Origin of the sequence: Bradyrhizobium genomosp. I (2014) (assembly GCF_000261685.1) — a bacterium.
Taxonomy (GTDB): domain Bacteria; phylum Pseudomonadota; class Alphaproteobacteria; order Rhizobiales; family Xanthobacteraceae; genus Bradyrhizobium.
On sequence record NZ_AJQE01000165.1, the window covers coordinates 1 to 21,466 of the forward strand.

General features: G+C 64.3%; 19 protein-coding genes. 11 read left to right on the forward strand and 8 right to left on the reverse strand.

The genetic code is table 11. The features are described 5' to 3' along the window. The coding region (locus IC50_RS15765; protein ID WP_035706305.1) for an ABC transporter ATP-binding protein at nt 1-677 on the reverse strand (677 nt) is incomplete at its 3' end. Between the two features lie 202 nt (nt 678-879). Here IC50_RS15765 and IC50_RS15770 point away from each other — a divergent pair. The 7 genes from IC50_RS15770 to IC50_RS15800 all read left to right on the forward strand — a co-directional run bounded on the left by IC50_RS15770 (nt 880) and on the right by IC50_RS15800 (nt 7,272). After that, nucleotides 880-1,980, forward strand: a complete 1,101-nt coding sequence (locus IC50_RS15770; RefSeq protein ID WP_035706250.1) for a LacI family DNA-binding transcriptional regulator — start codon at nt 880-882, stop codon at nt 1,978-1,980. A gap of 122 nt (nt 1,981-2,102) precedes the next feature. After that, entirely contained in the window at nt 2,103-3,932 is a 1,830-nt protein-coding gene (locus IC50_RS15775; RefSeq protein ID WP_035706253.1) for an IlvD/Edd family dehydratase, read from the forward strand. 132 nt (nt 3,933-4,064) lie between these two features. Continuing rightward, nucleotides 4,065-4,796, forward strand: a complete 732-nt coding sequence (locus tag IC50_RS15780; RefSeq protein WP_035706307.1) for an SDR family oxidoreductase — start codon at nt 4,065-4,067, stop codon at nt 4,794-4,796. A gap of 17 nt (nt 4,797-4,813) precedes the next feature. Continuing rightward, the gene (locus IC50_RS15785) at nt 4,814-5,560 is read left to right on the forward strand and encodes an SDR family NAD(P)-dependent oxidoreductase (RefSeq protein ID WP_035706256.1); all 747 of its coding nucleotides are present in this window, start codon (nt 4,814-4,816) and stop codon (nt 5,558-5,560) included. 7 nt (nt 5,561-5,567) lie between these two features. Then, on the forward strand, nt 5,568-5,960 hold the full coding sequence (locus tag IC50_RS15790; RefSeq protein WP_035706260.1) for a GFA family protein: 393 nt from the start codon (nt 5,568-5,570) through the stop codon (nt 5,958-5,960). Between the two features lie 150 nt (nt 5,961-6,110). Next, the gene (locus IC50_RS15795; protein ID WP_035706262.1) at nt 6,111-6,791 is read left to right on the forward strand and encodes a site-2 protease family protein; all 681 of its coding nucleotides are present in this window, start codon (nt 6,111-6,113) and stop codon (nt 6,789-6,791) included. Between the two features lie 58 nt (nt 6,792-6,849). Further along, on the forward strand, nt 6,850-7,272 hold the full coding sequence (locus tag IC50_RS15800; RefSeq protein WP_035706310.1) for a hypothetical protein: 423 nt from the start codon (nt 6,850-6,852) through the stop codon (nt 7,270-7,272). On the opposite strand, the gene IC50_RS15805 is transcribed toward IC50_RS15800, so the two are convergent. From IC50_RS15805 to IC50_RS15830, 6 genes are all read right to left on the reverse strand, one after another. Continuing rightward, entirely contained in the window at nt 7,260-8,075 is an 816-nt protein-coding gene (locus IC50_RS15805) for an energy transducer TonB family protein (RefSeq protein ID WP_035706264.1), read from the reverse strand. The two genes, IC50_RS15800 and IC50_RS15805, sit on opposite strands and share 13 nt — an antisense overlap. A gap of 9 nt (nt 8,076-8,084) precedes the next feature. After that, entirely contained in the window at nt 8,085-8,540 is a 456-nt protein-coding gene (gene exbD, locus IC50_RS15810) for a TonB system transport protein ExbD (RefSeq protein ID WP_035706267.1), read from the reverse strand. 3 nt (nt 8,541-8,543) lie between these two features. Next, complete coding sequence (exbB, locus tag IC50_RS15815; RefSeq protein ID WP_035706270.1) at nt 8,544-9,527, reverse strand: tonB-system energizer ExbB; 984 nt, start codon at nt 9,525-9,527, stop codon at nt 8,544-8,546. Continuing rightward, nucleotides 9,524-10,213: a Fe2+-dependent dioxygenase gene (locus IC50_RS15820; RefSeq protein WP_035706273.1), complete on the reverse strand. Its 690-nt coding sequence runs from the start codon at nt 10,211-10,213 to the stop codon at nt 9,524-9,526. Before IC50_RS15820 ends, exbB begins: the two co-directional genes overlap by 4 nt. A gap of 2 nt (nt 10,214-10,215) precedes the next feature. Then, a complete protein-coding gene (locus IC50_RS15825; protein ID WP_035706276.1) occupies nt 10,216-12,615 on the reverse strand; it encodes a TonB-dependent receptor in 2,400 nt (799 codons plus the stop codon). Between the two features lie 198 nt (nt 12,616-12,813). Beyond that, a complete protein-coding gene (locus IC50_RS15830; RefSeq protein ID WP_025035676.1) occupies nt 12,814-13,053 on the reverse strand; it encodes a hypothetical protein in 240 nt (79 codons plus the stop codon). Between the two features lie 365 nt (nt 13,054-13,418). Here IC50_RS15830 and IC50_RS15835 point away from each other — a divergent pair, with 365 nt between their 5' ends. Genes IC50_RS15835 through IC50_RS15845 form a run of 3 tightly spaced genes read left to right on the forward strand, consistent with a single transcriptional unit; the run spans nt 13,419 to nt 18,358 of the window. Then, nucleotides 13,419-14,591 carry an efflux RND transporter periplasmic adaptor subunit gene (locus IC50_RS15835; RefSeq protein WP_035706279.1) on the forward strand — a complete coding sequence of 391 codons (1,173 nt, stop codon included), beginning with the start codon at nt 13,419-13,421 and terminating at the stop codon, nt 14,589-14,591. Beyond that, the gene (locus tag IC50_RS15840; protein ID WP_035706282.1) at nt 14,588-17,734 is read left to right on the forward strand and encodes a multidrug efflux RND transporter permease subunit; all 3,147 of its coding nucleotides are present in this window, start codon (nt 14,588-14,590) and stop codon (nt 17,732-17,734) included. The genes IC50_RS15835 and IC50_RS15840 overlap by 4 nt, the downstream gene beginning before the upstream one ends. Nucleotides 17,735-17,794: 60 nt before the next feature. Beyond that, nucleotides 17,795-18,358: an invasion associated locus B family protein gene (locus IC50_RS15845; RefSeq protein ID WP_035706285.1), complete on the forward strand. Its 564-nt coding sequence runs from the start codon at nt 17,795-17,797 to the stop codon at nt 18,356-18,358. A gap of 13 nt (nt 18,359-18,371) precedes the next feature. On the opposite strand, the gene IC50_RS15850 is transcribed toward IC50_RS15845, so the two are convergent. Next, the gene (locus IC50_RS15850) at nt 18,372-20,660 is read right to left on the reverse strand and encodes an arylsulfatase (RefSeq protein ID WP_035706313.1); all 2,289 of its coding nucleotides are present in this window, start codon (nt 20,658-20,660) and stop codon (nt 18,372-18,374) included. 109 nt (nt 20,661-20,769) lie between these two features. Between IC50_RS15850 and IC50_RS15855 the strand changes: the two genes are divergently transcribed. Then, nucleotides 20,770-21,456, forward strand: a complete 687-nt coding sequence (locus IC50_RS15855; protein WP_035706288.1) for a TetR/AcrR family transcriptional regulator — start codon at nt 20,770-20,772, stop codon at nt 21,454-21,456. Nucleotides 21,457-21,466 lie beyond the last annotated feature (10 nt).

Sequence of the window (21,466 nt, forward strand, 5' to 3'; positions counted from 1 at the left end):
TCGGGCTTGTCGTAGAGCTCGAGCGGCGTGCCCATCTGCTCGACGATGCCGTCATGCATGACGACGATCTTGTCGGCCATGGTCATGGCCTCGATCTGGTCGTGGGTGACGTAGACGGTCGTCGTCTTCAGCCGCTGGTGCAGCTCCTTGATCTCGGTGCGCATGGCGACGCGCAGCTTGGCGTCGAGGTTCGACAAGGGCTCGTCGAACAGGAACACCTGCGGGTCACGGACGATGGCGCGGCCCATGGCGACGCGCTGACGCTGGCCGCCGGAGAGCTGGCGCGGATAGCGGTCGAGCAACGGCGACAGCGCGAGGATCTCGGCGGCGCGCTTGACGCGCTTGTTGATCTCGTCGGCGCCCGCATTCCGCAGCTTCAGCGAGAAGCCCATATTGTCGGCGACCGTCATGTGCGGATAGAGCGCGTAGTTCTGGAACACCATCGCAATGTCCCGCTCCTTGGGCTGGACATTGTTGACGACGCGGTCGCCGATCGAGATCGTGCCGGAGGTGATGTTCTCGAGGCCTGCGAGCATGCGCAGAAGCGTCGACTTGCCGCAACCGGAGGGGCCAACCAGGACGACGAACTGGCCATCCTCGATCGGAATCGTCACGCCGTGCAGGACTTCAAAATTGCCGAACGATTTCCGCACGTCGCGGATTTGCACAGACGACATCTAGCTCCCTCCTCGAAAGTCCACGACGCCTCTTAGCGCCGCGACCGTCTTGTTTTTCAGACTTCACCGTACGAAGCCCGATCTTGGCGGGCAACATTGTCGGCAGTTTGTGCGGTTTTGGCAATTTGTCTTTGGTTAGTCGTTGCTGGTAGCGCTGTCAACGTTCCTTTGTTTGCGGGACCGACTGTGTTAAGAGCAGCAAATGGGTCGAAAACGCACCAAGTCAGGCAAAATCCGGCTGGCCGAAGTGGCCGAGCTCGCCGGCGTCAGCCCGATTACCGCGTCCCGCTTCTTCCGCAATCCGGAGGCCCTGTCGGTCGCCAAGCGGACGCGGGTCGAGAGCGCCGCCAAGGAGCTCGGCTATGTGCCCAACCTTGCCGCAAGGGCACTGGCCTCGCAACGCACCGAAGTCATCGGTGTGTTGATCCCCTCCCTCACCAATAACGTGTTCTCGGACGTGCTGCGCGGCATCTATGACGCGTCCGAAGGCAGCCGTTACTCGATCCAGTTGTCCAACACACGCTACAGCATTCTCCAGGAAGAGAAGTTGCTGCGCCTGTTTCTGGCGCAGAAGCCGGCCGGGCTGATCGTCACCGGCATCGACCAGACTGCGGAATCCCGCGCGATGCTGGAAGCCGCGGACTGCCCGATCGTGCAGATCATGGAGATCGGCCCGGATCCGGTCGACATGATGATCGGCTTTTCGCACTATGATGCAGCCCGCGCGGCGGTCGCGCACCTGTTCGAACAAGGTCACCGCAAGATCGGCTTCGTCGGCGCGCGCATGGACCCGCGGGTCCAGCGGCGGCTGGACGGATATGTCTCGGCCATGAAGGACGCTGGCCTGTTCGAGCAGCGCCTCGTCGTCACGACGGCCACGCCGACTTCGGTGACGCTCGGCGGAGCGCTGTTCGCCGATCTCCTGGCGCGGGAGCCCGACATCGACGCGGTGTTCTGCGCCAATGACGACCTCGCGCTCGGTGTGCTGTTCGAATGCCGGCGCCGGGAGATCACAGTCCCCGGGCAGATCGCGATCGTCGGCTTCAACGACCTCGAGTTCATGGCCTCCGCCGTCCCCACCCTCACCAGCATCCGCACCAACCGCTACGAGATGGGGAAGACGGCCGCCACCATGCTGATCAACGCGATCGAAGGGCGCCGCCCGGAGCAGCCGGTGCTCGATCTCGGCTTCAAGGTGATCGAGCGGCAAAGCTCGTCGACCCGGCGTTCGGACAGCAGGCCAGCCGTTTCCGGCGCAGGTGCGGCGAACAAAATGATAGCGTTACCAAGTAGCCACGACTAGTATCGGACTCGTGAGGAAACGACCCGCCAGCGGGAAGGCAGATCGTCGCTCGCGCCGTTGGGCATCGCACATGCCGACACCATGAGACGGACGCCAGCGCGTTTGCATTGCAGGAGAAACCAATGACAAAGAAACCAACCAATGGGCATGCCGCCGGCAGCAACGGCTCTCGCCGCCATCTTCGCTCGCAGGAATGGTTCAACAACCCGCACAATCCGGGCATGACCGCGCTCTATATGGAGCGCTATCTCAATTACGGCCTCACCCGCGCCGAGCTGCAGTCCGGCAAGCCGATCATCGGCATCGCCCAGACCGGCAACGATCTCTCCCCCTGCAACCGCCACCATATCGAGCTGGCCCATCGCGTCCGCGAGGGCATCCGCGAAGCCGGCGGCATCGCGATGGAATTCCCCACCCACCCGATCCAGGAGACCGGCAAGCGCCCGACCGCCGCGCTCGACCGCAACCTCGCCTATCTCGGCCTGGTCGAGGTTCTCTACGGCTATCCGCTCGACGGCGTCGTGCTCACGACCGGCTGCGACAAGACCACGCCGGCCTGCATGATGGCGGCGGCCACCGTGAACCTGCCCGCGATCGTTCTGTCGGGCGGCCCGATGCTGAACGGCTGGCATGCGGGTGAGCGCACCGGCTCCGGCACGATCGTCTGGAAATCGCGGGAGCGGCTCGCAGCGGGCGAGATCGACTATGAAGAGTTCATGGAGATCGTGGCCTCCTCGGCCCCATCGGTCGGCCATTGCAACACCATGGGCACCGCCTCGACCATGAATGGCCTCGCCGAAGCGCTCGGCTTCTCGCTGCCGGGCTGCGCGGCGATCCCCGCCCCCTACCGCGAGCGCGGCCAGATCGCCTACGAGACGGGAAAACGCGCCGTCGAGATGGTGTGGGAAGATCTCAAGCCCTCGGACATTCTGACCCGCAAGGCGTTCGAGAACTGCATCGTGATCAATTCGGCGATCGGCGGCTCGACCAATGCGCCGATCCACATCAACGCGCTGGCCCGCCACATCGGCGTCGAGCTCTCGATCGAGGACTGGCAGAAGGTGGGCCACGACGTGCCGCTGCTGGTCAACATGCAGCCGGCCGGCTTCTATCTCGGCGAGGAATTCCACCGCGCCGGTGGCGTGCCCGCCGTGGTGCGCGAATTGATGAAGCACAAGCGCATCCATGAGGACGCCGTCACCGTCAACGGCCGCGGCATCGGCGAGAACTGCAAGAACGCGCCGGTCCCCGACAACGACGTGATCTGGGCCTACGACAAGCCGCTGGTGAAGGATGCCGGCTTCCTGGTGCTGAAGGGCAATTTGTTCGACTCCGCGATCATGAAGACCAGCGTGATCTCCAAGGAATTCCGCGACCGCTATCTCAGCAACCCGAAGGACCCGAACGCCTTCGAGGGCCGCGCCATCGTGTTCGAGGGCCCGGAGGACTATCACGAGCGGATCGACGATCCCTCGCTCGACATCGACGAGCGCTGCGTCCTGTTCATTCGTGGCACCGGGCCGATCGGCTACCCCGGTGGCGCCGAGGTCGTTAACATGCAGCCGCCGGCAGCATTGATCAAACGCGGCATCCTGTCCCTGCCCTGCATCGGCGACGGCCGCCAGTCCGGCACCTCGGGCTCGCCCTCGATCCTGAACGCCTCGCCGGAAGCTGCCGCCAATGGCGGCCTCGCGATCCTCAAGACCGGCGACAAGGTCCGCATCGACCTCAACAAGGGCAGCGCCAACATCCTGATCTCGGACGAGGAGCTGAAGAAGCGCCACGCCGAGCTCAAGGCCAGCGGCGGCTTCAAGCATCCACCGAACCAGACGCCGTGGCAGGAGATCTATCGCAACACCGTCGGCCAGCAGTCGACCGGCGCCTGCATGGAGCTCGCCACGCGGTATCAGAACGTCGCCGGCACGTTCGGCGTGGCGCGCGATAATCACTAGCAGCCACACCGTCATTGCGAGCGAAGCGAAACAATCCAAAGATTTGTCCACGGAGGCAGCCTGGATTGCTTCGTCGCAAGTGCTCCTCGCAATGACGGCGGATCGATGAGAATCAAGAGGGAGAACAACAACATGGCAGACCGCCTCAAGGGCAAGCGCGCCGTCGTCACGGCTGCAGCCGCCGGCATCGGGCGCGCTTGCGCCGTCGCATTCGCGCGTGAAGGCGCAACCGTCATCGCCACCGACATCAACGAAGCCGGCATCGCCAGCCTGACCAAGGAAGGTATCGCCGAAGTGGCAAAACTCGACGTCCGCAACACCGCCGACGTCAACGCCTTCGCCAAGCGCGTCGGCAAGATCGACATCCTGCTCAACGCGGCTGGCTTCGTGCACCACGGCACCATCCTGGAGTGCTCGGAAGAGGATTTTGATTTCTCGTTCGACCTCAACGTCAAGTCGATGCACCGGACCATCAAGGCCTTCCTGCCCGACATGATCGCGGGCGGCGGCGGCAGCATCGTGAACATCTCGTCCTGCGCGGCGCTGCGGCCCCCGGCCAACCGCTACGTCTACAGCTCGTCGAAGGCAGCGGTATCGCTGCTGTCGCGCGCGGTCGCGCTCGATTTCATCACCAAGGGCATCCGCTGCAACTCGATCTGCCCCGGCACCGTCGAGACGCCCTCGATGCTCGACCGCGCCGCCGCGCAAGGCCCGCAGGGCAAGGAGATGTTCATCTCCCGCCAGAAGATGGGCCGGCTCGGCACCGCCGAGGAGATCGCATCCATGGCGGTCTATCTCGGCAGCGACGAGAGCGCTTTCACCACCGGCGTCGACCTCGTCGTCGACGGCGGCTACATGCTCTGACGCCAGAGGCCTCCGGCATGAACAAGATCGATCTCAACGGCCGCGTCGCCATCGTCACCGGCGGCGCGCAGGGCTTTGGCCGCGCCATCACCGAGCGCTTCGTCGCCTCCGGCGCCAAGGTCGCGATCTGGGACTTTGACTCAGGGCTCGCCGAGAAAACCGCCAAGGAAGTCGGCGGCGACACGAAGGTTTTCAAGGTCGACGTCACCGACACCGCGGCCGTCGAGCAGGCGCGCGATGCGACGCTGGCCGCCTTCGGCAAGATCGACATCCTGGTCAACAATGCCGGCATCGCCGGCGTCAACAAGCCGGTCTGGGAGACTGACCTCGAGGAATGGCGCAAGGTGCTGCGCATCAACCTCGACGGCCCCTTTATCTGCTGCAAGGCGATCGTGCCCGCCATGCTCGAGCAGAAATACGGGCGGATCGTGAACATCGCCTCCATCGCCGGCAAGGAGGGCAATCCGAACGCCTCGCACTATTCGGCGTCCAAGGCCGGCCTGATCGCGCTGACGAAATCGCTCGGCAAGGAATTGGCGGCACACGACATCCTCGTCAACGCGGTGACACCGGCGGCGGCGAAGACCGCGATCTTCGACCAGATGACGCAGCAGCACATCGACTTCATGCTGTCGAAGATCCCGAAGGGCCGCTTCGTGCTGGTGGAAGAGCTCGCCGCGATGGTGGCCTGGCTCGCATCCGAGGACTGCGCATTCTCGACCGGCGCCGTGTTCGACATTTCGGGCGGGCGCGCAACCTATTGAGGACATCATGATCCGGGAAGGCGGATGCCTGTGCGGCGCGGTGCGGTTCAAGGCTGAGGGCGAGCCGCTCAACGTCCGCATCTGCCATTGCCGCCTCTGTCAGAAGGCGATGGGCTCGCCCTTCTTCGCCCGCGCGCAGTTCGACCAGCGCGCGCTGACCGTCGAGGGCGATACGGAGCGCTATGCATCCTCGGAGAACATCGACCGCGTGTTCTGCAAGCACTGCGGCACGCGCCTGTTCGCCTGGCGGCGCAACGGCACGCTGGCGGGCGTCGCGCTCTCGGTGTTCGACGATCGCAACGCCTTCGCGCCGACCGAGCATATCTGGGTTTCGGAGAAGCCTGCCTGGCTGAAGCTCGACGACGGTCTGACGCAATATCCGGGGACGATCCCGACGTGAATTTGCGCGACTGCACGGCGGAGCACCGGGGCGATCATTTTGCAGCGTGGCATTCCGGAACCGGCCACCCTATGTTGAGTTGAAGCGTTGCTGCACCGCCGGTTGGCTGGGACGGCTGCAAGGCCGCGAGCGAACCGGGATCAACGAGCCGTGAACATCTCCTTCTATGACCTTTCCGTCTGGGTGCTGCCGCTGGTGCTCGCCATCACCTTTCACGAGGCCGCGCACGCCTTCGTCGCGGACCGGCTCGGGGACAACACAGCCTCACAGCTTGGCCGCGTCAGCTTCAATCCTATCAGGCATATCGATCCGTTCGGTACCCTGATCCTGCCCGCGATGCTGCTATTCGCGCATTCGCCATTCCTGTTCGGCTATGCCAAGCCCGTGCCGGTGAACTTCCGCAAGCTGAACAACCCCAGGCTCGACATGGTCTGGGTGGCGCTGGCCGGCCCGGTCACCAACATCCTGCTGGCGCTGGCCGCCGCCCTCGCCTTCCATGCCCTGCCCCTGGTGCCCGCGAACTCGGCGAAATGGGTTGCGGACAACCTCAAGAATGCTCTCGTGATCAACGCGATCCTGGCCGTGTTCAACATGATGCCGATTCCGCCGCTCGATGGCGGGCGCGTTGCCGTCGGGCTGTTGCCCCGCCCCCTCGCCGCGCCGCTGGCCCGGCTCGAGCCGTTCGGTATGCTGATCCTGATCGGCCTGTTGATCCTGCTGCCGCTTGCGGGTTCGCAGTTCGGTCTAAATCTTGATGTTATTTCAGCAATACTGCGAACGTTGACCGGTCATGTGATTCAGGCTGTTCTCTTCCTGACCGGCAACGTTTAGTTGAACGGAACACTCCCACGCCGAAGGGCCAGAGGCCGACTTGGTCAAAGCTGCCGATATGCTGATCGCGCGACGCGCCGACACCCGCGCCCGCGCCGATTTTGCCACCTGGAAGATGATGGCCAAGCTCAACGGGGCGTCCGCACTGCCTCCGGAGGCCCAGGAGTTCCTGGCGAGCTACCAGAACCTGCTGACGCAGATGAGCGAGGGCGAGGCCACCGAAGCCACCATCGCTGCGATCTACAAGGCCTATTATGTCGAAATGGGCGGTGCGGGAACGCCGCCCGACGTCCGTACGCGTCAGGCCGAGCCGGCAGCCGACAATGTAACCGCTTTCCGGCGCCCCGCGCCGAAGCCGAAGAGGGCCGTCTCCTTCGGTGCGGCGGCCTTCGCTGGAACCCAGAAACGGCCGCTGCCGGTGGCGCTGATCTTCGCCTGCCTGGTCGTGGTCTATGTCGGAATCCGGCTCTACTGGCGCTGAGCCGACTTCTTCTTTTTCCTTGCGTCGGGCGGCGTGAAGATGATGTCCACGGTGCGCTCGAACCGGTCGTCAGTCAGGCCGGCGGGCGGCTGTGGAATGGGATCGGATTTACGAACAATCGAGACCGCCGCCGCATCGTAAGCGGCGTCCCCGGACGATTCCACGACGTCGACCGAAAGCACGTTTCCTCTGCGGTTGATCGCAAAGCTCACCTTGACCTTCTGGTTATTGGGCTGCTTGCCCTCCGGATTGACCTTGTGAGCGGCGAGATGCGCGCTGATCTTGCGGTTCCAGTCGGCCGTGATCTTCAGGATGTCCTTGCCGAGCCCAAGCACCGGCGCCAGGGCTTTCTCGGCCTCGCGCGCGTCTTCATCGAGCGTCTGGCGAGCCGTCGCAACCGACTTCGGCGATGCCTCGGCAGCAGGAGTTTCAACCGCCGCGATCTTCGGATCCTCATCTTGCGGCTTCTTGGAGATGTTTTCGGTGACGACCCGATCGGGATCGTCGACCTCTTGCGACTGATCCTTCGGCAGCTCGGTTTCCTTGGTCTCGGCCTTTTGCTCGGGAAGCGCCTGCTGCTCCTGCATCGCTTCGCTGTCAGGCCCCGGCGGAAGGTCGGTATCGGGCGCCTTGGGCGATGCCATCTCTACGGCGAACTCGGCGCCGGCCGCACCAAGGCCGTCGTCGTCGTCGTCGGCACGCAAATGAGCCAGCGCGAGCGCGGCACCACCCAGATGGAGCACCAGCGCCGCCACTGCTGCCAGGATCCAGAGCCTCCGGGATGGTCTGACTTCGTCCGACATGGCGGGCCCTCAGGGCTGAGCGGCGGCTGCCGCGGGCGCCCCCGGCGGGCCTTCCAGCGCGACCAGCTTCACCCGCGTATAGCCGCCTGAACGCAAGAGCTCCATGACGCCCATCAACTCCCCATACGGCACCGAACGATCGGCACGCAGGAAGACGTACTTGTCCTTGCTCATGTCGGACAGTGCGTCGAGCGTCCCGATCAACTCGGCCCGGTGGACAGGGTTTTCTCCGATGGCAAGCGTCAGATCGGGCTTGATGCTGAGATAGGTCGGCTTGTCCGGCTTCTTCTGCGGCGTCGCGCTCGACGTCGGCAAGTCGATCGGCAGATCGACCGTGGAAAGCGGAGCCGCGACCATGAAGATGATCAGCAGAACCAGGATGACGTCGATGAATGGCGTGACGTTGATGTCATGCGTTTCCGAGAAGTCGTCGTCGTCATCATTGTCTGCGAGCGAAACGGCCATGGTTCACTCCGCTGCGCGCGAATGCACGCTGCCGTGGCTGCGGTCGAGATCGCGCGAGAGCAGCCGCCCCGCCGCGCCCGAGGCGCGGCTGACGAGCTCGAGATAGCCCTTCGTCACGCGCGAGAAGTGGTTGTAGATGATGACGGCGGGAATCGCGGCGACGAGGCCGATCGCGGTGGCGAGCAGCGCTTCGGCAATGCCGGGCGCGACCACGGCGAGGTTCGTGGTCTGCGATTTCGAGATGCCGATGAAGCTGTTCATGATGCCCCAGACCGTGCCGAACAGGCCGACGAAGGGCGAGGTCGAGCCGATGGTCGCGAGCACGCCCATGCCGATCCGGATGCGACGCTGTTCCGCGCGCACGATCTCGGAAAAGCTGGAGGCCGCGCGCTCCTTGATGCCGGCATCGCTGGACAAGCCGGCCGACATCCGCGCCTCACGCAACGCCGCCGCCAGGAAGGACGGCAGGATGCCCTCCTTGCTGCCGAGCGCCATCTGCGCTTCGGCGAGGGAGCGCGCCTCCGCAATCTTCTTCAGCGCCGACCGGAGCTTGGCGGATGCGACCGACAACTCGATCGACTTGGCAATGAAGACAGTCCAGGTCATCAGCGAGGCGAAGGCAAGCCCGATCATCACCGCCTTCACGATGACGTCCGCCGACATGAACATCACCCAGGGCGACAATTCCTTCATCGCCGGCACGATGGCGGTCGCCGCGTCGGGCTTCGCACTCGCGGGATTGGCTGCCACGGGGGCTGCGCCCGCAACAGCGGGAGCCGTCGAGACCGCAGGCGCCGGGGCCACGGGCGCCGGGGCCGCTGGCGCGGTTGCCGCCGGAGCCGGTCCGGCCGCGGACGGCTGAGTCGTCGATTGAACCGGTGTCGCCACTGGCGGGCTTTGTGTCTGGGCCGAAACCGGGGATGCGAGCCAGGCGGCCGCCAGCGTCAAGGCTGCGGCAAGGCTTGCTTGGAAGGACATGGTCTTCATACTTCGGCCCAGTAGCGAATGAGGTTGTGATAGATACCCGTCAATTTGACCGTTTCGGGATCGTCACGCCCGAGCCGTTCCACCAGCGCCTGTATGGCGGTGTCGAGGTCAAAGATCATGCTCCGGGCTTGATCGTCCCGTATCATGCTCTGAAGCCAGAAGAAAGACGCAACCCGCGTCCCCCTGGTCACGGGGGTGACCAGATGGAGGCTGGTCGAGGGATAGAGCACGCAGTCCCCGGCTGGCAACTTGACTTCGTGCGAACCGTAGGTGTCCTCGATCACAAGTTCGCCACCATCGTATTCTTCCGGTTCGGCGAGGAACAGCGTGACCGACAGGTCCGTACGGATGCGAAGGCCGGTCAGGCGGTCGCCGCGGATCGCATTGTCGACATGCAGGCCGAAATGATGGCTGCTGCTCGCCGCATAGCGGTTGAACAGCGGCGGAAAGATCTGGAGCGGGATCGCCGCGGCGATGAAACGCGGGTTCGAGGTCAGCGCCGAGATGATGCGGTTGCCGAGTCTTCGCGCGACTTCGCTGTCGGGTGGCAGCTGTTCGTTGCGCTTGACCATGGCCGACTGCGCGCCCGCGGTCGAGCGGCCGTCCTCCCATGCGCTGACGTCCATGATGCGGCGGAAATCCGCCACATCATCCTTGCTGAGAACGCCAGGCAGGCACGTCAACATGATCAGAACTTCGCCGTCGTCACGATGTAGAAGGCCCGTCCCGGCGCAACCGCCACGAACGGCACGTTGCTGCGATAGAACGAGTCGTAATAGAGCTTGTTGGTCAGGTTCTGCGCGTAGAACTTCATGGTCCAGTTCTTGTCGATCTTCTTCTCGACGAACGCATCGAAACGCCAATAGCTCGGCAGCTCGTTGGTGTTGGCGGCGAACGTGCCGCCATAGACCTTGGAGCGGTACACCGCCTGCCCGCCGAGCTCCCAACCGTCATCGAACTTGTACTTGGTCAGCATGCTGAACGACTGGTGGGCAATGTTGGCAAGCTGCAGGCCGAGATTCGAGGCAACACCGCTCTGCGTGACCTTGGACTGCATCAGCACCAGGCCGCCGAAGATGCTCCATCGGTCGGTGATCTTACCCTCGGCTTCGATGTCGATGCCCTGGATCCTGTAGGCAGCGCCCGAGGTGAGAAGACCGTTGACGGTCTCGCGCGCGTTGTCCTTGGTGGTCTGGAACAGCGCGCCGGTCACCAGCAGGTGGCGATCGGCGAGTTCCCATTTGGTGCCGAGCTCGATCGCCTTGTTGCGCTCGGGCCCGAGCAGAATGGTCGAGTTGGCGGGAACGCCACCGTAGTCGGTACCGGTCGCGTCCAGCTCCGAACCGAACGGATTGGCCGAGGTCGCATAGGCTGCATAGATGCTGCCGATCGACATCGGCTTGTAGACCAGACCGACGTTGTAGTTCACCAGATCGGCGTTCTGCTTCACATAGTTCGAATTGTTCGACGCGCTCTGGCTGTAGCCGTCGTAGCGCACGCCACCGTTGACGATGATCGTGTCCTGCCAGTTCGCGGTATCCATCACATACACGCTGCTGGTGTTGACGCCATAGCGGGTCGGGTTTCCGACCAGTGAGGGCGTGCCGAAGCCGGAGAGATTGGTGTATTGAGGCGAATAGAGGTTGACCCCCGAGATGGCCCCGTTGCTCGTGAAGGGCGAGCCGGCCAGCTCCGACGCGAGACCGGCATAGCGGTCGATCGAGATGTTCTCGTTCGAATATTCGACGCCGAACACGGCGGTGTGCTTGACCCCGCCGGTGTCGAGCTTGAACGTGGCCTCGTTCTGGTTGGCCCACACGTCCACGTTCTGGTAGCGGCTCTGCGCGCTCGCGGTCGTGGTCCAGAGCAGCGGATTGGGGCTGGTGGTAATCGGGTTCTGGGGCAGCGTGCCGATATAGTTCAGCAGCGAGTGCTCGCCGCGCACCTTGCTGGTCAGCGTGATGGCCTCGTTGACCTTGTACTCAATCGTGCCGGTGCCGAAATCCTGCCGTGCGGTCTGGAAGTCGCGGTTGAGGAAGCCGTACCAGTTTCCACGCGGAATGCCCGCCGAGGTCACCGGCACGTTGCCCTGCTTGTAATAGGGCACGCCGAAATCGGGATAGCCGCTGAGATCGGTGTGGACGTAGTTCGTCGTGATCTTGATGTCGTTGGTCGGGGTGTACTTGGTCGAGATGAAGCTGCCCCAGCGATTGTCGGTGACGTGGTCGCGCCCGGCGACGTTGGCGTCCTGGAACAGGCCGCCGGTGCGCACCGAGAAGGTCGGATCGATGACCTGGTTGACGTCGAGCGTGACGCGCTTGGTCATGTCGGTGCCGAACTCGCTGTCCACGCGCTTGAAGTTGACGTCGCCGGCCTGCTTGGTGACGATATTGATCGCGCCGCCGGCGGTGCCGCGACCGGCATAGGAGGAGGCCGGTCCGCGCAGAATCTCGATCTGCTCGGTGAAGAAGTTCTCGCGGATGGAAACGGCGGGATCGCGGATGCCGTCGATGAAGACGTCGTTGCGCGCGTCGAAGCCGCGGATGAAGAAGCGGTCGCCGAACGCGTTGCCGCCCTCGCCCGAGCCGAGCGTCACGCCCGCGGTCGAGCGCCCGATCTCCTTCAGCGTCGTGGCGTTCTTGTCCTCGAGCACTTCCTTGCTGAGCACCGTGATGGTCTTCGGCGTGTTCAGCATCTTCTCGGGAAACTTTCCCGAGGCCTGCACGTGATCGACCTTGTAGGGCGCCGCCGGATCGGCATAGGGATTGCCGTCGGAAGCGCCGGACGGCGTGGTGGGAGCTGTCTGCTGCGCCTGCTGGCGCTGCGCGGCGCGGCGAAGCGCGTTGCGGGCACGGACCTGCTCAGGTGAAGGCTTCGAGGCCGCTGGACGCGGGCGCTCGACCGGAGCATCGACCGTCACCGGCGGCAGGGTCGACCGCTGCGCCTGCGCGCCGCTCGACACCGACGCCACCGCGATCAAGCTCGCAACCGCTGAAACTTTCTTGCCGGAAACGCCCGTGGACCTCTCATCCATCGGATCGAATGCTGCGACCGAACGCAACGACTTCGGTGCGACCACCTGCCCCATTACCAAACGCCCCATCTTCTTGTTCGCTCATTCACTTCGATGAACGATGGCTGTTGGTATCGGCCGCAAAATAGCGGGTCAATGCGAGCCGCTGGCGAGAACCCTTGAATCGATCCAGATCAAAACGATTCTAAACTCCAGTTTGAAATCGTTCTAAGAAGAGATTGGACTCAAAACGACGCCAACAAACCGTTCGCCTCAATCGCTGCTCGGCGGCTTCATCAGCGAGAACAATTCGTCGACGGTCTTCTGCGCGACGGCGCGCACGCGATCGGTGTTGTCCATGCCGGCGATGTTGACGCCGTTCACGACGGCTTTGATCTCGTCGCGAAAGTCGGTGAGGAAGCGCAAGGGATCGCGCTGCTCGTTGGCGACACGCGCGATCAATCCCGTAATCAGAATCTGACACGCGATCAGCTTGCCGTTCAGCTCGTCCATCCTGCGCTCCATTCATGGCGGCGCCGATATGGACGATGCCGAAATGCCTGACAACCAAAACGACCGCAACACGGCTTAGAACCGTTCTTGTGACTGATCCGAAGAACCAACGCTATCCGGCCCGGGCCCACCGCGATGGGTGCTGCGCAAGAGTGGCCGGCGGATCCGTCGCGCCGCGAAAATGCAGCACTGCACATCGCCGCGCCAGACCATTGCCCACGGGGTGCAAAGCTTTCCAATTGTTTAGGATTCTCGACCGATAGTGCTGTTTACACTGGAACTTGGCGTGTATTATACACCGCGATGGAACTCTGGGCCTGCCCCGTCATGCGTAGCTGAGGGCACACGAGCCGACACGAGACGACATGAAAAAGTCCCGGCCGATCCTCTGGCTTCTGATCATCGCGGCCGTGGCCTTCGCGGGCTATTATGGTTGGCACAAATTCGGCTCGTACCAGCCTGAAAAAAGCCAGACCGCGCAAAACGGCCCGCTTCGTCCGACCGCCGTCCCCGTGAGCGTTGCGCCGGTCCAGAAGACCGACTTTCCGGTCTATCTCACAGGTCTGGGCACGGTTCAGGGCTTCAATACCGTCCAGGTCAGAACCCGTGTGGACGGCCAGATCGTCAAGCTCGCCTTCCGCGAAGGCCAGATCGTCCAGCAGGGCGAGCTTCTGGTCTCGATCGATCCCCGCCCCTATCAAGCCGCGCTTGACCAGGCGAAGGCCAAGAAGGCGCAGGACGAGGCGAGCCTCGCCAACGCCAATCTCGAACTTCAGCGCGCCATGAGGCTCGGCGAATTCGCGACAGCACAGCGGGTGGATACCCAGCGCTCGACCGTCGCCCAGCTCACCGCCCAGATCGCCGCCGACGAAGCCGCGATCGCCAACGCCCAGACTCAGCTCGACTACACCCAGGTCAAGGCGCCGATCGCCGGCGTCGCCGGCCTGCGCCAGGTCGACATCGGCAATATCGTGAACGCCTCGACGCAGACGGGCATCGTCATGATTTCGCAGGTCGAGCCGATCTCGGTGATCTTCACGGCGCCGGAAGACCAGCTCCCCTATATCAGCGAGGGCCAGAAAGCCGGCGCGCTCAAGGTGATCGCCTCCACGACCGACGGCAAGAAGACGCTGGCCGAGGGCAAGCTCGCGGTCATCAACAACCAGGTCGACACGACCAGCGGAACGATCCGCCTCAAGGCGGTGTTCGACAACAAGGACCACGCGCTGTGGCCGGGCCAATCGGTCTCGACCCGGCTCCTGGTTCGGACGCTGAAGGATGCGACCGTGGTTCCTGATGACGCGGTCCAGCATTCCACCGACGGGCTCTACGCCTATACCGTCAATCAGGACAACAAGGCCGAGGTGCACAAGGTCAAGGTCAGCTATGCCATCGACGGACGTTCGGTGATCGAGGAAGGCTTGAGCCCGGGCCAGCAGGTGATCGTCGGCGGTCAGTTCAAGGTCCAGCCCGGAAGCCTCGTGTCGACGGCGGTGGCAAGCTCTGATCCGGCCCGGAACAAGGTACGACAGGAATGACCGAGGGAGGGATTTCGGCACCTTTCATCCGTTATCCCATCGGCACCTCGCTGCTGATGGCCGGCATTCTATTCGTCGGTCTCGTCGCCTATCCGCTGCTGCCGGTCGCACCATTGCCGCAGGTCGACTTTCCGACCATCCAGATCACCGCCAACCTGCCGGGCGGCAGCCCGGAGACGATGGCCTCGTCGGTGGCCCAGCCGCTGGAGCGGCAATTCGCCCAGATTCCCGGCATCGCCCAGATGACCTCGACGAGCTATCTGGGCACCGCGTCGGTCACCATTCAGTTCGATCTCAACCGCAGCATCGATGGCGCCGCAAACGACGTGCAGGCGGCGATCAACGCAGCCTCCGGGCAACTGCCGAAGAACCTGCCGTCGCCGCCAACCTACCGCAAGGTCAACCCGGCGGATGCTCCGATCCTGATCATGTCCGCGACGTCGGATACGCTCCCGCTGACCACGGTCAGCGACTCCGTGGACGCCCAGCTTGCCCAGCAGATCAGTCAGATATCGGGCGTGGCGCAGGTGTTCATCGGAGGCCAGCAGAAGCCGGCCATCCGCGTCCAGATTGATCCGGCCAAGCTCGTCGCCAAAGGCCTGTCCCTGGAGGACGTACGCAGCCAAATCGCGATCACGACGGTCGACAGTCCCAAGGGTAACATCGACGGCGCCAAGCGCGCCTACACGATCTACGCCAACGACCAGTTGACGGACGCCAAGCACTGGAATGACGTTATCGTCGCTTACCGCAACGGCGCACCGTTACGGATCCGCGACATCGGTCAGGCCGTCAGAGGCCCCGAGGACGCAAAGCAGGCCGCCTGGGCCAACGGGAAGCGCGGCGTATTCCTCGTTGTGTTCAAGCAGCCCGGCGCCAACGTCATTGAGACTGTCGATCGCATCAAGGCAACGCTGCCGCGCCTGGTGGCGGCAATCCCGCCGGCCATCAAGATCGAACTGATGAGCGATCGTACTCAAACGATCCGCGCCGCAGTGGACGACGTCCAGTTCACGTTGCTGCTCACCGTCTTCCTCGTGGTGACGGTCATCTTCATCTTCTTGCGAAGCTTCTGGGCAACGGTCATCCCGGCCGTGACAGTGCCGCTCGCCCTGCTCGGCGCCTGCGCCATGATGTGGGTCGCGGGCTATACGCTCGACAATCTCTCGCTCATGGCCCTGACGATCGCGGTCGGGTTCGTCGTCGACGATGCGATCGTCATGCTCGAGAACATCTCGCGCTATGTCGAGCAGGGTCAATCGCCGATGACCGCCGCTTACAGGGGTGCCAAGGAAATCGGGTTCACTATCGTCTCCATCAGTATATCGTTGGTAGCGGTGCTGATCCCGCTGCTGTTGATGGGCGGCATCATCGGGCGCCTGTTCCGCGAATTCGCGGTCGTGCTGGCGATGACGATCTTCGTCTCGATGTTCGTCTCCCTCACGCTGACGCCGATGATGGCCTCGCGCTTCCTGCGCGCGCATGGGGAGGTCAAGCACGGCCGCTTTTTTCAGTGGAGCGAACGCGGATTCGATGCGCTCCTGCGAAGCTACGAACACGTTCTTGACATCGCGCTGCGGTGGAAGCGCGCCACGCTTGCCGTCTTCTTCGCAACGCTCGTGCTGTCGATCTATCTCTTCGTCCTCATTCCCAAGGGCTTCTTCCCGCAGCAAGACAACGGATTGATCACCGCGACGTCGGAGGCCTCGCAGGATATTTCGTTCAAGGAGATGCGAGCCAAGCAGGAGGAGCTCGGCAAGATCGTTCTATCAGATCCCGGCGTTGCCGCTGTGGCCAGCGTGATCGGCGGCAGCGGTCGTGCCGGCAACAACGGTGCTCTGTACATCACCTTGAAGCCACGTAGCGAGCGCGATGCGACCGCGCAGCAGATCATCGCGCGGCTGCGGCCCCAGTTCGAGAAAATCGAAGGCGCCCGCCTCTACATGCAGGCGTCCCAGGACGTCCGGCTCGGCGGCCGGCCGACGCGCACGCAGTTCGAGTTCACGCTGCAGGACGCCAATCTGGCCGAGCTCAATGAATGGGCGCCAAAAATCCTGGCCAGGATGCAGACGTTGCCGCAGCTGCGCGACGTCGCGACCGACCAGCAGACGCAGGGCACCACGGTCCAGCTCAAGATCAACCGCGACACCGCCGCGCGTTACGGCATCCAGCCGCAGTTGATCGACGACACGCTCTATGACGCCTTCGGACAGCGGCAGGTCACGCAGTATTTCACCCAGCTCAACACCTACAAGGTGATCCTGGAGATCCTGCCGGAGATGCAGGGCAACCTCGACACCCTGAACAAGCTCTATCTCAAATCGCCGCTGACCGGCGACCAGGTCCCGCTGTCGACGTTCGCGACCTGGACCACCGATCCGGTCCGTCCGCTCTCGATCAGCCATCAGGGCCAGTTCCCGGCGACCACGATCAGCTTCAACCTCGCGCAAGGCGTCGCGCTCGGCCAGGCCACGGAGGCCGTGCAGAAGGCGATGGCCGATCTCGGCGCGCCGCCGACGCTCAACTCGAGCTTCCAGGGCACCGCGCAGGCGTTCCAGCAGTCGCTCGGCACGGTGCCGCTGCTGATTCTCGCCGCCCTCGTCGTGGTCTATCTGATCCTGGGCATCCTCTACGAGAGCTACATCCATCCGATCACGATCCTGTCGACGCTACCCTCGGCCGGCGTCGGCGCGCTCGCGATCCTGATGGCGGCCGGCTTCGACTTCAGCCTGATCGCGCTGATCGGCATCATCCTGCTGATCGGCATCGTGAAGAAGAACGGCATCATGATGGTCGACTTCGCGATCGCCGCCGAGCGCGACGAGCACAAGACGCCGGAGGAATCGATCCGCCAGGCCGCGCTGCTGCGCTTCCGCCCGATCATGATGACGACGATGGCCGCGCTGCTCGGCGGCGTGCCCCTGATGCTCGGTCACGGCACCGGCGCCGAGATTCGCCAGCCGCTCGGCTACGCCATGGTCGGCGGCCTGATCGTCAGTCAGGCGCTGACGCTGTTCACCACGCCCGTCGTCTACCTCTATCTCGACAAGCTCAACAACTGGTTCTCCGCCTGGGGCCGTTCGGGCGACGGCGAAGACGACGAGGCCCCCGAGCACGGCGGCGTCAAGGAAGCCGCCGAGTAAGCTTGCACCGCGCCTCCCGCGAGGCTACAGCGAGACCCCATTCGCCAATGCGGTTTCGCCATGCTCATGCAATCCAGACTCATCGCCCTTGCCGCTGCTGCCCTGTTGTCGATGGGCGCAGCGTCCGCCCAGCAAGGTGCCAGGAAGAACGCCGCTCCTCCGGCCGCACAGCCGGCGCCGGCCCCCACGCAGCCGCAGGCTGACGGAGCTCCCGGACAGCACGGCTGGATCGTCCGCTGCACCAGCGCCAGCCGCGATGCGCCGCTCGAATGCGCGATGGAGCAGAACGCGGTGCTGACCAAGACCGGCCAGACCGTCGTCCTGATCAATATCCGCATCGCGCCTGACACCCGCACGCCGGTGGCGCTGCTGCAATTGCCGCTTGGCCTCAACCTTCCCGTCGGCGCCAAGCTTCAGGTCGATGAAGGCAAGACGGTCGACCTCCAGATCCAGACCTGCGAGAACCGCGGCTGCTACGCCTCGACCCCGGTCGCGCCGGACCTGCTCGCCGCCTTGCGGTCGGGCAAGCAGCTGAAGGTCTCCTTCCAGAACATGGCCAGGGAGACGATCGCGATCCCGATGCCGCTGGGCGACTTCGCGGCAGCTTACGACAAGATCAAGTAACGGGCCTCTTCCATCATTGCCGCGCCATCTGCGCGTTGCCGACGGCGTCGTCGTCGAGCTTCTGGTCGTCGTGCATCGTGACGGTGACGCGCAGCAGCCGCCCCTCGTACTCGAACGGCGTCTCGTAATGCGACACGGGGCTGCCGCGGTCGCGGCCGATGTCGAGCCCGGACCACGAGATCAGCGTGTGGAATCCGAGCTGGGTCTGGAGCGACCCTGCCGGCTCGCCATCGATCAGAAGCGTATATTCGCTGATGCCCGTGCGCGCGCCCTTCGCGGGCGGCTCCTTGCGCACGAGCCGTTCGACGTGAACGCCGAGACGCCGCGCGCCCGACGGCACCTTGCGGTCCGACCGTACGATCTGGTGGCTGCCGCCGATGTTGAGGTCGTGCACGAGATGACCGCCCTTGACGTAAAGGCTGTAGCCCGACGTCGCATCGCCGTGCGAGATCAACACGCCGTCTGCGCCCACCTCGCCGATCTCGACATGCGCCTCGATCGTGTAGCTGCGGCTGCGCACGTCGGGCGCCACGTCGGTGGGCACATGCCCCATCCCGGCGTGGAAGACGAAGTGCCGGCGCGCGCCGTGGAAGCGCGCGGCATTCTCCGCAAAGCGCGGCCCGAAGCGGTCGTCGAGCGGCAGGACCTTGTGCTTCTCGGCTTCTTCCCACCATGCCGCGACCATCCGGGCAAGGCGCTCCGGCTCCTTGGCCGCGAGGTCGTCGGTCTCGGAGAAATCCGCGTCGAGATGGAACAGCTCCCATTTGTCGTTCTCGAACGGCGTGCCCGACGGATGAAAGGCGACGGCCTTCCATCCGCCATGCCAGAGCCCGCGATGGCCGAACATCTCGAAATATTGCGGCGAGCTCTTCGAGGGGGCCGACGCCTCCGTGATCGAGCGCGCGAAGCTCTCGCCTTCCAGCGGCATTTGCTGACAGCCCGCGATGGTCGCGGGTGGCTCGATGCCGATCAGCTCCAGTAGCGTCGGCGCAAGGTCGCAGGCATGGACGAACTGGTGCCGCAGCTCGCCTCGGCTTGCGATCTTCTTCGGCCAGTTGATGACGAAGGGATCGCGGATGCCACCGCCATGGGTGTTCTGCTTGTAGCGGCGCAGCGGCGTGTTCGAGGCCATCGCCCAGCCATGCGGGAAATTGCTGTGCGTGTCGGGCCCGCCGATGTCGTCGATGCGGCTGAGCTTTTCAGCGACCGGCTCCGGCTTGAAGTTGAACGGTCCCATTGCGTTGACGAATCCGAGCGGCCCACCCTCCTGGCTCGCGCCATTGTCGGACATCACGATGATCATGGTGTTGTTGCGGATACCGGCCGTCTCCAGGAACGAGACGAGACGGGCGAGATGCCGATCGGAATGGTCGAGCATGCCGGCAAAGGCCGCTTGCAGCCGCGTGAAGACCCGGCGCTCGTCGGCCGAATGCTCCTCCCAGGCCTTGACGCCGTCATTGCGCGCCGGCATCCGCGTTGCCTCCGGCACCAGCCCCATGGCTTTCTGGCGCGCCAGCCGCTGCGCGCGCTCGACGTCCCAGCCGTGCGCGAAGGCGGCGTCGTAGCTCATGATGATCTCGGCCGGCGCCTGATGCGGCGCGTGGCAGGCGCCGAGCGCGACCCAGGTGAGCCAGGGGACATCCGGACGGTCGGCATGGTGATCGCCGATGAAGCGGATGGTCTGGTCGATCAGATCCTCGGTCAGATGATAACCCTCGGCATGGGTGCCCGGCGGATCGATATGCGTGTTGTCGGAGACGAGCTCCGGCGCATACTGGTCGGTTTCGGCATCGAGGAAGCCGTAGAAGCGGTCGAAGCCACGCCCGAGCGGCCAGCCGTCGAACGGACCGGTGGCGCCGCTCTCGGTCAGCGGCGTGACATGCCATTTGCCGACCATGTAGTTGCGATAGCCGTGCACGCGCAGCATCTCGGCGAGCGTCCCCGCCTCGGGCGCGATCTTGCCGCGATAGCCGGGATAGCCGGAATCGAAATTGGCGAGACAGCCGACGCCGACCGAATGGTGGTTGCGCCCGGTGAGCAGCGCCGCGCGCGTGGTCGAGCACATCGCCGTGGTGTGGAAGCCGCTGTAACGCAAGCCTTCCGCGGCGAGCTTGTCGATGGTCGGCGTCCTGATCGCCGAGCCGTAGCAGCCGAAATCGGAGAAGCCGACATCGTCGAACAGCACCACCAGGATGTTCGGCGCGCCCTCAGGCGGCTTCACGGCCGCCGGCCACCAGGGCTTTGACTGCGCAACCGTCTTGCCGATGCTGCCGCCGAACGGCGTGCCGCTGCCTGCGGTCATGTGATCCTCCCTGCTGGAGCCGGTGTTCATTTGTCCTGGCGGCCGCAATTGACGCGCGGAGCCTCGGGCTTTAGATTATAGTCCGAATTATGATTATGGTTTTTGGTGGATGCAAGCCCTGATGCGCCAACGGTCCGAACCGCCGGAGCTTCGCGATTTCGACCTGCCCGGCGTCGCCCCGTCCCGGCAGAAGCGCAGCCGGGAAACCACGCTGGCGTTGCTGCGCGCCGGCGCCGCGATGCTGAGGACGCGCAGCCTTGCCGAGCTCTCGATCGAGAGGCTCTGCACCGAGGTCGGCGCCACCGTCGGCGCCTTCTACAGCCGTTTCGAGAGCAAGGAGGCGTATTTCAACGCCCTGATGGCGCTGGCCGCGCGCGACGGCGAGCAGCGACTCGGCAAAATCAGGCGGCCGTCAGCCGATCCGAGCCTCGACAAGCTCTGCCATGTCGTCGTGAGCGGCATCATCGCATGGATGCGCAACCACGAAGGTGTGCTGCGCGCCGCGCTTCAGCATGACGACACCCGCCCGGACAAATGGACGCCGTTCAAGGCCCTCGCCCAGGCAACCACCGAGCGCGCCACCCCTATGCTGCTGCCGGCGATGGGCAAGGGCCGCAAAGCGGCAAAAACCCGCACCATCGCCTTCGGCTTCCAGGTGGTGCTGGGCACGCTGGTGAACGCGATCCTCAACGATCCCGGCCCGCTGTCGCTCTCGTCGAAAGAGATGGAGACGCGGCTCGCCGGCTGCCTGTCGCTGCTGCTCCAAACGGAGGTCGATCAGCGTCCCCCGAGATAGGCCTTCTGTC

What these genes read in the sequence shown, in the direction of transcription:
- IC50_RS15770 (WP_035706250.1), top strand. Translation starts at nt 880, where the DNA reads ATGGGTCGAAAACGCACCAAGTCAGGCAAAATCCGGCTGGCCGAAGTG.
- IC50_RS15775 (WP_035706253.1), top strand. Translation starts at nt 2,103, where the DNA reads ATGACAAAGAAACCAACCAATGGGCATGCCGCCGGCAGCAACGGCTCT.
- IC50_RS15780 (WP_035706307.1), top strand. Translation starts at nt 4,065, where the DNA reads ATGGCAGACCGCCTCAAGGGCAAGCGCGCCGTCGTCACGGCTGCAGCC.
- IC50_RS15785 (WP_035706256.1), top strand. Translation starts at nt 4,814, where the DNA reads ATGAACAAGATCGATCTCAACGGCCGCGTCGCCATCGTCACCGGCGGC.
- IC50_RS15790 (WP_035706260.1), top strand. Translation starts at nt 5,568, where the DNA reads ATGATCCGGGAAGGCGGATGCCTGTGCGGCGCGGTGCGGTTCAAGGCT.
- IC50_RS15800 (WP_035706310.1), top strand. Translation starts at nt 6,850, where the DNA reads ATGCTGATCGCGCGACGCGCCGACACCCGCGCCCGCGCCGATTTTGCC.
- IC50_RS15805 (WP_035706264.1), bottom strand. Translation starts at nt 8,075, where the DNA reads ATGTCGGACGAAGTCAGACCATCCCGGAGGCTCTGGATCCTGGCAGCA.
- exbD (WP_035706267.1), bottom strand. Translation starts at nt 8,540, where the DNA reads ATGGCCGTTTCGCTCGCAGACAATGATGACGACGACGACTTCTCGGAA.
- exbB (WP_035706270.1), bottom strand. Translation starts at nt 9,527, where the DNA reads ATGAAGACCATGTCCTTCCAAGCAAGCCTTGCCGCAGCCTTGACGCTG.
- IC50_RS15820 (WP_035706273.1), bottom strand. Translation starts at nt 10,213, where the DNA reads ATGTTGACGTGCCTGCCTGGCGTTCTCAGCAAGGATGATGTGGCGGAT.
- IC50_RS15825 (WP_035706276.1), bottom strand. Translation starts at nt 12,615, where the DNA reads ATGGGGCAGGTGGTCGCACCGAAGTCGTTGCGTTCGGTCGCAGCATTC.
- IC50_RS15830 (WP_025035676.1), bottom strand. Translation starts at nt 13,053, where the DNA reads ATGGACGAGCTGAACGGCAAGCTGATCGCGTGTCAGATTCTGATTACG.
- IC50_RS15835 (WP_035706279.1), top strand. Translation starts at nt 13,419, where the DNA reads ATGAAAAAGTCCCGGCCGATCCTCTGGCTTCTGATCATCGCGGCCGTG.
- IC50_RS15840 (WP_035706282.1), top strand. Translation starts at nt 14,588, where the DNA reads ATGACCGAGGGAGGGATTTCGGCACCTTTCATCCGTTATCCCATCGGC.
- IC50_RS15845 (WP_035706285.1), top strand. Translation starts at nt 17,795, where the DNA reads ATGCTCATGCAATCCAGACTCATCGCCCTTGCCGCTGCTGCCCTGTTG.
- IC50_RS15850 (WP_035706313.1), bottom strand. Translation starts at nt 20,660, where the DNA reads ATGACCGCAGGCAGCGGCACGCCGTTCGGCGGCAGCATCGGCAAGACG.
- IC50_RS15855 (WP_035706288.1), top strand. Translation starts at nt 20,770, where the DNA reads ATGCAAGCCCTGATGCGCCAACGGTCCGAACCGCCGGAGCTTCGCGAT.